The organism is Cobetia sp. LC6, assembly GCF_030264805.1.
In the GTDB taxonomy this organism is placed as follows: domain Bacteria; phylum Pseudomonadota; class Gammaproteobacteria; order Pseudomonadales; family Halomonadaceae; genus Cobetia.
In genome coordinates, this window is sequence record NZ_JASSPL010000036.1 from 1 (window position 1) to 648 (window position 648).

At 64.8% G+C, this 648-nt stretch carries 1 protein-coding gene; it reads left to right on the forward strand.

The annotated features are described in order from the left end of the window. A partial coding sequence (locus QQF40_RS17005; RefSeq protein ID WP_285462033.1) for an Ig-like domain-containing protein occupies window positions 1–648 on the forward strand: 648 nt, incomplete at both ends.

Genomic DNA, 648 nt, shown 5'->3' on the forward strand with positions numbered 1-648 from the left:
GTGAGCGCGCCGTCTGGCGAGTTCACGCTGACAGTTGATACTTCAGCACCGGATGCGCCGGTTCTGTCCGAGACCGATGGCGAGACGGCCAATGGCAGCGCCGAGGCCGGTGGCACCGTCGAAGTCACCAATGGTGATGGCGATCTGCTGGGTACCGGCACTGTTGCCGATGACGGCACGTTCAGCATCACGCTGTCTCCGAAGCAGGAGGCCGGCGCTGAGCTGACCGCCACTGTCACTGACGCCGCGGGCAACGAAAGCCCGGTCTCCGACGCCCTGGTGGTGCCGGAAGCTGCAGATGTCACTGCCCCCAACACCCCGACCATCGCCTCCGCCACGGATGATGTGGAAGCCGTGACCGGTACCCTCACCTCCGGCGACAGCACCAATGACGCGACGCCAACGCTGACCGGCAGCGCCGAAGCCAGCAGCACCGTCACCATCACCCACAACGGCGAAGTCGTTGATAGCGTGACGGCCGATGCCAATGGCGCCTGGAACTACACCCCGAGCACTGATCTCACCGAAGGTGATCACGTCTTCAGCGTCACCGCGACCGATGCCGCTGGCAACGAAAGTGCAGCCTCTGGCGAGTTCACCCTCACCGTCGATACTGCTGCGCCGGATGCGCCAGTCCTGTCCGAGACC